We start from the raw sequence: 9,068 nt of genomic DNA on the forward strand, positions 1-9,068 counted from the left end.
CCGGACCAGGATCTTGCCAATGCCCACGCTTCCCCCTTGCCCCGCCTGCGGCATGGAAAACACCTACCCCGACGGCAGCCAGCTGGTCTGCGCCGACTGCGGCCATGAGTGGGACCCGAAGGCGGCCGCGGCCGAGGCCGGCGAGGAGCGCCTGGAAGTGCGCGACGCCAACGGCAACCTGCTGCAGGACGGCGACGACGTGGTGCTGGTGAAGGACCTGAAGGTGAAGGGCTCCTCGCTCACCCTCAAGCAGGGCACCAAGGTGCGCAACCTGCGCGTGGTCGGCGGCGACCACGACGTCGAAGGCCGCGTGGACGGCAGCCCGATGCAGCTCAAGGCCATCTACCTCAAGAAGGTCTGAGCGCCGCCTCGACGCGCTGGCGCCCGGCCAGCAGCACGGCCAGCTCGGCCGGCGGCATCGGCCGCGCGAAGTGGTAGCCCTGGCCCTGCTGGCAGCCCAGGGCCACCAGCCGTTCGGCGGTGGCGGCGTCCTCGACGCCTTCGGCGATGGTGCCCAGGCCCAGCGAGCGCGCCAGTTGCACGATGGTCGACACGATCACCTGCGCGTCGCCTTCCTCGCCCAGGCGGCGCACGAAGGACTGGTCGATCTTGAGCTTGTCCACCGGGAAGTGCTGCAGGTAGGCCAGGCTGGAATAGCCGGTGCCGAAGTCGTCTATCGACAGGTGCACGCCCAGGCCGCGCAGCTTGTGCACGGTGGCCAGCACCGTGTCGGCGCCCTTGAGCAGGATCGATTCGGTGAGCTCGAGTTCCAGCGCCGTCGGCGGCAGGCCGGCGGCCGACAGCGCCTCGAGTACGTCGGTGGCCACGTCGCCGCGCTGGAACTGCTTGGCCGAAAGGTTCACCGCCACGCGCGGCACGTCCAGCCCGGCCTGGCGCCACGCGGCCGCCTGCCGGCAGGCCTCGCGCAGGATCCACAGCCCGATCGGCACGATCAGGCCACTGTCCTCGGCCTCGGGGATGAAGCGCATCGGCGCCACCATGCCGTGTTCGGGGTGGCGCCAGCGCACCAGCGCCTCCACGCCCACCAGCGCGCCGTCGTCGAGCGAGAACTGCGGCTGGTAGTGCAGCACGAACTCGCCGCGCTCCAGCGCCTGGCGCAGGCCGTTGCGCAGCGCCAGGCGTTCGCTCACTTCCTCGTTCATGGTGGCGTCGTAGAAACGCCAGCCGTTGCCACCCGCTTCCTTGACGCGGTGCTGGGCGGTGCCGGCGTTCTGCAGCAGGGTGTCGAAATCCTGGCCGTCGCCCGGCGACAGCGCGGCACCCATGGACACCGTGATGCGCAGTTCGCGCCCGGCCACCGGCACCGGTTCGGCCAGCGCGGCCAGGATGCGCTCCTGCGCGGCGGCCACGCTGCCGGCGTCGCACACTTCGCGCAGCAGCACCGCGAATTCGTCGCCGCCCAGGCACGACACCGTGTCCGGTTCGCCGACCTGCGCCGGCAGCCGGTGCGCCAGCTCGCGCAGCAGGGCGTCGCCGGCGGCGTGGCCCAGTGAATCGTTGATGTGCTTGAAGCCGTCGATGTTGAGAAGAAGCAGCGCGGCGTGTCCGTTGTCCTGGCTGCGCGCGGCCAGCACCTGGGTGCAGCGGTCGCGCAGCAGGGCGCGGTTGGGCAGGCCGGTGGTGCGGTCGTAGAAGGCCAGCGCCTCGACCTGCTGCTCGGCGGCCCGGCTGCGCGCGGTTTCCACCGCCAGCCGTTCGTAGGGTTCGCGCACGCTGGCCACGAACACCACGCGGTACACCAGCAGGTAGGCCAGCACCTTGTACACGTGCCCGACCAGGCTGAAGAGGTCGTTGACGTTCTCGTACATCGTCAGGCACAGCTCGGACAGGATCCACAGCGCCGACGCCGCGACCAGCCCGCGGGTATCGAAGGTGGGGTAGAGCTCGCCCACGTGCAGCAGGCGCAGCATGGCCACGGCCATCATGGCCACCACCGTCGCTTCCAGCAGCACCTTCAGCAGCGTCAGGCCCTGGCCGGGCACGAAGAAGGTGGGCCACCATTCCGGGTGCGCCAGTTGCAGCCACGCCACCGCAGCCACGTAGGCCAGCGCGCCGGCCAGCCAGGCGTAGCGCGTGCCGGGGCGGCGGAACGGCACCCAGGGCCGGAACACCACGTAGAGCACGGCCAGCGCGCCGACGATGCGGGCGCCGAGCCAGAAGGAAATGGCCTTCTGCGGCGCCGCGGGCGTGACCAGGTCGGGCATGCCGCGGTAGGACATCATGTGCGCGAAGTCGAGCAGGGCCACGGCCAGGAAGGCGCAGGCCAGCACGATCAGGTTGCCCGGACGCTCGGGCCGGTGCGCGTGCCAGGACACCGAGAACACCATCGCCGCCACCACGATGGCGAAGACCTCGGTGGCGGCGTGCAGCGACACCGGGAACCAGGAAGTGTCCTGGCGCACGCCCTGCTCGGGCACCACCAGCCAGACCAGCAGGAAGCCAAGTGTGCAGGCGCCCACCAGCAGCGCGCGGAAGACGCCCGAATCCAGCCAGCCGCCCTGGCTGGCGAAGCGCTGGGGTGTGTCGTCGATGGCCATGCCGCCCCCTGGTTGCGGCCCTGACATTGCCAGCCCCGCCGCGGGAAATCCATGCCCGCCTTGGAACCCGGCCGCCCCGCCCACAGAATAGGGGTCAGACCCCTGTTTCATGGAGAAGGGCATGGCTACCGGGTGGGCGGGCGACGGCGCGGTGCAGGACCAGATCGACGCGACCGTGAAGGACGCCATCAAGCGCGCGCGCCAGCAACTGCCCAAGGGCCCGTCGCTGGAGCGCTGTGAAGAGTGCGAGGCCCCGATCCCCGAGGCCCGGCGCCAGGCGCTGCCCGGCGTGCGCCTGTGCGTGCCCTGCCAGGAAGCGCACGACCGCGAGCAGCGCGCCGCCAGCGGCTACAACCGCCGCGGCAGCAAGGACAGCCAGCTGCGCTGAACCCCCGTCAGAGGCCCAGCACCGCCGGGCCCTGCCTGAACACGATGTCCACCGGGATGCCGGCGGCCTGCACGCGGTCCAGGTCGGCCTGCAGGTCGGGGCCGATGTTGCCCATTTCCTCGAACAGCGCCTTCGCGCCGGCGTAGTCGCCGTCGCCCTGCAGCGTGAGGATCTTGGCCGACAGCGAATCGACCGCCGCCTGCATCTTGTCGAAGTCCACGCGGTAGCGGCCGGTGGCGGGGTCGCGGGCGAAGGCGCCTTCGCGCTGCAGCCAGTTGAAGGCCACCATGTTGGCCTTGCCGTGCGCGCTGGAGGCGCCGAAGCGCACCGAGCGGAAGATGCCGGCCAGGAAGGTCACGTAGTTGTCGTTGCGCCTGGCGGCGTCGAGTTCGCCCATCTCGCCGAGCTTGCCGATCATGTACAGGCCCAGGATGTCGGCCTTGCCCTCCTCGTAGCCGCTGGCCAGGTCGGTGAGCGCCTCGCGCACCGTGCCCTTGCCGTCGAGCGTGTTCTTGATGCCCAGGCCGTGCGCCACTTCGTGGAACATCACGTTCTCGAAGAAGGCGTCGAAGGTGATGTGCGCCCGCTGGTCCTCGGCCACCAGCGCGTCGGCGATGGGCACCAGGATGGTGTCGAACTTCGCGCGCATGCTGTTTTCCAGCTGCAGGCGGCGCGAGCCCTTGGCCAGCTGCACCTGTTCGTCGTTGGGCAGGTTGATGGCGATGGTCTTGGCGCCGGAATTGGCGTCGCCGCCGTAGTAGATGGCGAAGTAGGCGTTTAGGTCGGCGTCGGTGCCGGGCATCTCGGCCTTGTAGGCCCCGGGCACCGGCAGGCCGCGCTGCAGCGCCGGCAGGTGCGCGGCGAAGCGCGCCAGGCGCTGGCTCCATTCGATGTCCTTGACCAGCACGAAGGCCTCGAACGCGGCCTTGGTGCCGAACAGCGCGTCCTGGTAGCTCTCGATGGGACCGATGACCACGTCGATGGGGCTGGTCTTCATGTCCATCCAGGCCATGTCGCTGGCCTGGTACTCGCCGCTGAGCAGCGCGTCGGCGCGCAGGCGCAGGTAGTTGCGGAAGCTCTCGTCGGTGGCCACTTCGGCGGCCTGGCGCAGCAGGTCGGCGGCCTGGCCGAGTTCGGCCGCGTATTCCACGTGGTAGGGCACCACGGTGAGCTTGCCGGCCTCGTCGCGGCGGATCAGCGTGTACAGGCCGTCCTTGCCGGGCAGGTCGGCGGCGGCGAATTCTTCCTTCGTCATGTCTTCCGGGTAGAAGCGCGCGCCGGGCGGGCGCGGGCCGATGCCTTCGACGAAGGGCGCGTCGTTGTCCAGGCGGTCCCAGGGGCCGTAGTTGATCTCGGCGAAGCGGCGCGTGGCCGGGTCGCTGATGCCCGAGAGCAGGGCGTCCTTGTCGCCCCAGGTCTGCTTCCAGAACAGCGCGTCCATGATCTCGCCGGCCTGCAGCAGCAGGCGGATGGCCTGGCGGTCGCCCTCGGCAAGCTGCGACAGGTCGGCCGTGAGCGGCACCTCGGCGTAGGCGGCCACCTTCGCGGCGATGTCGTTGGCGGGCTGGGCGGCGTCGGCGGCGGCGTCGGCGCTGGCCTCGGTGGGCGCGGGCGCCTGTTCGGCGCGCTGGCAGGCGGCCAGGCCGGTGGCGAAGGTGAGCGCGATGGCGAGGCTGAGCGGGCGAAGCGACATGCGGGACTCCGGAGCGGCGTGAAGGCCTCCATCCTAGTCCATCACCCGGCCCTCGGTGCGGTTGCGGCCGCCATGTTTGGCGCGATAGAGCGCCTGGTCAGCGGCTTCCATCCAGTCGCGCAGTTCGCCGCCGGCGGGCGCTTCCGCCAGCCCCAGGCTGATTGAAAACTTCAGGCCCGGCTGCCCTTCCAACACCGCCGCTTGCACCGCCTCGCGCAGGCGCTCTGCCTCGCATTTGGCGCCGGCCTGGCCGAGCGGCAGCAGCACGGCGAACTCGTCGCCGCCCAGGCGGCCGGCCACCTGGCCCGGGGGCAGGGTGTCGCGCACCAGGGCGGCCAGCGTGCGCAGCACGTCGTCGCCGGCGGCGTGGCCGAAGTGGTCGTTGATGTCCTTGAAATGGTCGATGTCGATCAACACCAGCGTCAGCGGCGGTGCATCGGACCCTCGGCGTTCCAGCTGGCGGCGGGCCTGCGACTGCCAGTGGCCGCGGCTGTCGAGCCCGGTGAGTGAATCACGCCGCGCCAGTTCCTCCAGCTGCTGGTTCTGCTGCTGCACGCGCCGCATCAGGCGGTAGAGGTTGGCGCTGACGGCCAGCGTGTGGATCACCAGGATGGGCAGGCAGGCCAGCACCACCGCGGTGCGGCTGGGGTAGTCCACCGCGAAGCCGGTGGCCAGGCCCACGGCCAGCATCGCCAGCAGCGTGCCGGGCAGCGCCTTGAGCCACAGGCGCGGCACGCCCGAGTTCACCTTGTCGGCCGTGACCACGGTGAGCAGCACCGCGCTGGGCAGCAGGTTGAAGTGCATCAGCGGCAGCCAGCTGCCGGCGAACACCGAGTCGATGACGAAGTTGCGGGCCTCGGCCGCGTAAGGGTCGCGGCTGCGCACCGCCAGCCAGTAGGCCAGGTGCGGCCAGGCGAAGCAGGTGGCCGCCACCCAGGCCCAGGCCGGCCAGCCGGCGTCGAGGTCGTGCAGCACCACGGCCAGCGGCAGCGCGGCCAGGCCCATGCCGAGCACGCGGAAGCGGTAGGTCAGTCGGGGCAGGACGCGCGGGCGGGCGGACATCGCCCCATCAAACCACAACTACCGGGCGGCCTGCCGCCCGGTTGGATGCGTCCGCCCGGCGCGGTTCAGCGCGGCAGCTTGCGGTGGATGTAGCGCTGCTGGTGGTCGTTGAGCCGCACCTGCGAGTCGTGCGGCCCCGGCAGTTCGCGCTGCAGCGGCACGTGCGCCTTGCTCGAACGCACCTGCTGCGGGCCCTTGGCGCCGTCGAGCGGCGAGGCGTGGGGGGGCTCGGCCGGCGCGGGCGGCGTGCCCAGGAACGGCGGCGCGCCGACCACCGGCGCCGGCCTGGCCTGTGGCGGCGGCGCCATGGCCGCGGTGGGCTTCGGCGGGGCGGCCTTCCTGATGACGGATTTCTTCGCGGCGGTCTTGCTGGCCGCGGCCTTCTTCACGGCCGGCTTGCTCGCGGCGGACTTCCTTGCCACCGATTTCTTCGCGACGGACTTCCTGGCGACCGATTTCTTCGCCACGGATTTCTTGGACACGGACTTCCTTGCGGCAGACTTCTTCGCCACAGACTTCTTCGCGACGGATTTTTTCGCGACGGATTTCTTCGCAACCGACTTCCGTGCGACCGACTTCTTCGCGACGGGTTTCTTCTTCGCCGCGACTTTCCTGCTGGCGGTCTTCTTCGCGGCCGTCTTGCGCGCCACGGCCTTTTTCGGCGTGGACTTCTTCGCGGCGGCCTTGCGGCGGGGCTTGCTGGCGGCGGTGGCCATGACATCCTCCTGGGCGGGCGGGAACCGGATGGCCCGAGTCTAGACCTTGCTGCAATGCAATATCCCCCTTGCCGGGGCGCCGTCCTGGCCTATGATCAAAAGCCCCCCGATCCGGAACGACCCGATGCGCCGAACGCCCCTGGTTCCCGCCCTCGCCATGGCGCTGCTGCTGTCGCCCGCGGCGCACGCCGCCGTCTACAAGTGCGACATCAACGGCGAAACCCGCTACCAGGACAATCCCTGCCCGGGCCAGAAGGACCAGAAACCGCACATCGAGGACGCCCCGGCGCCCGCCGCGGGCACCAGGCAGGCCCCGGCCCCGGTCGGCGCCGAAGAAGCGCCGCGCCCGCGCGGCCGCACCGCGCCCAAGCCGCCGCTCCCCGAGGACGACGGCAGCCCGCTCGACCGCGTCGGCCAGCTCTACCACGAGATCAATTCGGCCCAGGCCGCGCAGCGCGGCGTGATGCGGGACTACCGCGAGGCGGTGCGGGCGCTCAACGCCGCCCAGAAGGGCCGCGAACAGGCCCCGGAAGCCGAGGCCGAACGAAAGATGCTCGAGCACGAGTGGCAGGAGCGGCGCCTGGCCGCCGGCGACCGGGTGCGCTCCCTGCAGGCCGAGCTGCGCCGCCTGTGCCCGAACGGCACCATGATGGAAGGCGCGCGCCAGGTATGCCGCTGAGGCTCTGGTTCGCCGTCCTGCTGCTGGCACTGGCCTGCCTGCCGGCGCAGGCCGCCGCGCCGCAGTCGCTGCGCGTGGGCGGCGACCCGAACTACCGCCCCTTCCACTACCTGGCCGAGGACGGCACGCCGCAGGGCCTCGACGTGGCCGTCATGCAGGCTATCGCCCGCGAGCGCGGGCTGTCGCCCCGCTTCGAGTTCGGCGAGTGGGGCCGCATGCTCGACCGCCTCGAGCACGGCGAAGTGGATGCCGTGCCCATGTTCATTTCCGAAGACCGCGCCCAGCGCTTCCGCTTCAGCCGGCCCTTCCTGCGCCGCCACCACGTGCTCTACGGGCGGCGCGGCCAGCAGGTGGGCACGCCCGACCAGCTGGCCGGGCGCCGCGTGGCCGTGCAGTTCGGCGGCATGGCCTGGGAATGGCTGATCAGCCGGGAAGCCAACGCCGTGCTGCGGCCGATGAACGACGAAGCCGCGGCGCTGGCCGCCGTGGCCGCCGGCAATGCCGACTACGCGCTGCTGCCCTCCGACATCGCCGAGCGCGCCATCGCCCGGGGCGGACTGGACGAGGTGCAGCCGGTCGGCCCGCCGTGGCTGGAGCGCAACTACGCCTTCGGGGTGAACCCGGCGCGCCCGGAACTGGTGGCGGAACTGGACGCGGGGCTCGCGGCCCTCGAGGCCAGCGGCGAGCTGGCGCGGCTGCAGCAGCGCTGGCTGCAGCCGGCGGCGGCCCGGGAAAAGAGCGAGCCGCTGCCCGTGTGGCTGCCCATGGTGCCGGTGGCGCTGGTGCTGCTGGGCGCGCTGGGCTTCGTGCTGCGACGTGGCGGCGCCGGGCGCGACTGAATCAGACCGGCTGGGCCGAGGTCCCGGCGGCCTGGCTGGCGGTGCGGTTGCGGCCGCCGTGCTTGGCGCGGTAGAGCGCCTTGTCGGCCGACTCGATCCACTCGCGCAGGCCCAGGTCGTGGTCGCGCGCCTGCGCCAGGCCGATGCTCACCGAACAGCGCAGGCCCGGCGCCTGCGGCAGCGAGAAGGCTTCCACCGAGGCGCGCAGCCGCTCGGCCATGGCCTCGGCCTCGGCCTGCGTGGCCGGCAGCGCGATGGCGAACTCGTCGCCGCCCAGGCGGCCGGCGTGGGCCTCGGGCCCGGCCGCACGGCGCACCAGCGCGGCGATGCCACGCAGCACGTCGTCGCCCACGGCGTGGCCGTGCTGGTCGTTGATGTCCTTGAACCAGTCCAGGTCCACCAGCGCCAGCGTGGCCGGCAGGCCGGTGGCGTGCCGGCACTGCAGCAGGCGCCCGGCCTGGTCCTGCCAGTGGCGCCGGCTGTCGAGGCCGGTGAGCACGTCGACGCGGCTCAGTTCGTCGAGCTGCCGGTTCTGCAGCTGCACGCGCCGCACCAGCATGAAGCTGTTGAGGCTCACCGCCAGCGTGTGGATCACCATGATCGGCAGGCAGGCCAGCAGCACCGGCATGGAGGTGGCCGGCGCGAACGCGAAGCCGGTGAGCAGGCCGCCCGCCAGCACCGCCAGCAGCATGCCCGGCAGCGAACGCAGCCACAGCCCGCGGATGCCGGTGTTGATCTTGTCGGCCGTGGCCACCGACATCAGCAGCACCGAGGGCAGGGCGTTGAAGTGCAGCAGCGGCGCCCACAGCCCTGCGACCATCGAGTCGACCATCAGGTTGCGCAGTTCGGCCTGGAAGGGGTCGGCGCTGCGCCGCGCCAGCCACCAGGCCAGGTGCGGCCAGGCGAAACACGAGGCCAGCAGCCAGGCCCAGCTCGCCAGCGGCGCGTCGAGCTCGCGCAGCACCAGCGCCACCGGGAGCGCGGCCAGCCCCATGCCCAGCACGCGGAAGCGGTACACGCGCCGCGGCAGCAGGTGCAGGTCGCTCAGGCGGGCGGAGTGCTCCGCCTGCGGGTGGGATGGCGCGGCCATCGGCATATCCGGTGGGGTATGGCCCGATGATAGCCCGGCCGGG

At 71.7% G+C, this 9,068-nt stretch carries 9 protein-coding genes and 1 pseudogene; 4 read left to right on the forward strand and 6 right to left on the reverse strand.

Annotated elements, in window-relative coordinates:
* The first annotated feature begins 19 nt into the window (after window positions 1-19).
* Window positions 20-361 carry a zinc ribbon domain-containing protein YjdM gene (locus ACE3Q2_RS02875; protein ID WP_374472623.1) on the forward strand — a complete coding sequence of 114 codons (342 nt, stop codon included), beginning with the start codon at window positions 20-22 and terminating at the stop codon, window positions 359-361.
* Here ACE3Q2_RS02875 and ACE3Q2_RS02880 read toward each other — a convergent pair.
* Complete coding sequence (locus tag ACE3Q2_RS02880) at window positions 348-2,558, reverse strand: putative bifunctional diguanylate cyclase/phosphodiesterase (protein ID WP_374472625.1); 2,211 nt, start codon at window positions 2,556-2,558, stop codon at window positions 348-350. The genes ACE3Q2_RS02875 and ACE3Q2_RS02880 overlap by 14 nt on opposite strands.
* 121 nt (window positions 2,559-2,679) lie before the next feature.
* On the opposite strand from ACE3Q2_RS02880, the gene ACE3Q2_RS02885 reads away from it, so the two are divergent.
* Window positions 2,680-2,946: a DksA/TraR family C4-type zinc finger protein gene (locus ACE3Q2_RS02885; RefSeq protein WP_231696063.1), complete on the forward strand. Its 267-nt coding sequence runs from the start codon at window positions 2,680-2,682 to the stop codon at window positions 2,944-2,946.
* A gap of 7 nt (window positions 2,947-2,953) precedes the next feature.
* On the opposite strand, the gene ACE3Q2_RS02890 is transcribed toward ACE3Q2_RS02885, so the two are convergent.
* From ACE3Q2_RS02890 to ACE3Q2_RS02905, 4 genes and pseudogenes are all read right to left on the reverse strand, one after another.
* Complete coding sequence (locus ACE3Q2_RS02890) at window positions 2,954-4,639, reverse strand: Zn-dependent hydrolase (RefSeq protein ID WP_374472630.1); 1,686 nt, start codon at window positions 4,637-4,639, stop codon at window positions 2,954-2,956.
* Window positions 4,640-4,672: 33 nt separating this feature from the next.
* Window positions 4,673-5,701, reverse strand: coding sequence for a diguanylate cyclase (locus ACE3Q2_RS02895; RefSeq protein WP_231696065.1), 1,029 nt, complete (start codon window positions 5,699-5,701; stop codon window positions 4,673-4,675).
* A gap of 65 nt (window positions 5,702-5,766) precedes the next feature.
* A complete protein-coding gene (locus ACE3Q2_RS02900) occupies window positions 5,767-6,009 on the reverse strand; it encodes a hypothetical protein (RefSeq protein WP_374472699.1) in 243 nt (80 codons plus the stop codon).
* A gap of 60 nt (window positions 6,010-6,069) precedes the next feature.
* Window positions 6,070-6,417: pseudogene (locus ACE3Q2_RS02905) on the reverse strand (histone H1-like repetitive region-containing protein); the annotation flags it as partial.
* A 124-nt stretch (window positions 6,418-6,541) separates the two neighbouring features.
* Between ACE3Q2_RS02905 and ACE3Q2_RS02910 the strand changes: the two are divergent.
* The gene (locus tag ACE3Q2_RS02910) at window positions 6,542-7,096 is read left to right on the forward strand and encodes a DUF4124 domain-containing protein (RefSeq protein WP_374472632.1); all 555 of its coding nucleotides are present in this window, start codon (window positions 6,542-6,544) and stop codon (window positions 7,094-7,096) included.
* The gene (locus tag ACE3Q2_RS02915) at window positions 7,087-7,935 is read left to right on the forward strand and encodes a transporter substrate-binding domain-containing protein (protein ID WP_374472635.1); all 849 of its coding nucleotides are present in this window, start codon (window positions 7,087-7,089) and stop codon (window positions 7,933-7,935) included. The genes ACE3Q2_RS02910 and ACE3Q2_RS02915 overlap by 10 nt, the downstream gene beginning before the upstream one ends.
* A 1-nt stretch (window position 7,936) precedes the next feature.
* Here ACE3Q2_RS02915 and ACE3Q2_RS02920 read toward each other — a convergent pair whose 3' ends face one another.
* Window positions 7,937-9,025 (reverse strand): diguanylate cyclase, encoded by a 1,089-nt coding sequence (locus ACE3Q2_RS02920; RefSeq protein WP_374472637.1) that lies wholly within the window; start codon window positions 9,023-9,025, stop codon window positions 7,937-7,939.
* Window positions 9,026-9,068 lie beyond the last annotated feature (43 nt).

The sequence above is a fragment of the Arenimonas sp. genome (assembly GCF_041913985.1).
In the GTDB taxonomy this organism is placed as follows: Bacteria; Pseudomonadota; Gammaproteobacteria; order Xanthomonadales; family Xanthomonadaceae; genus Arenimonas.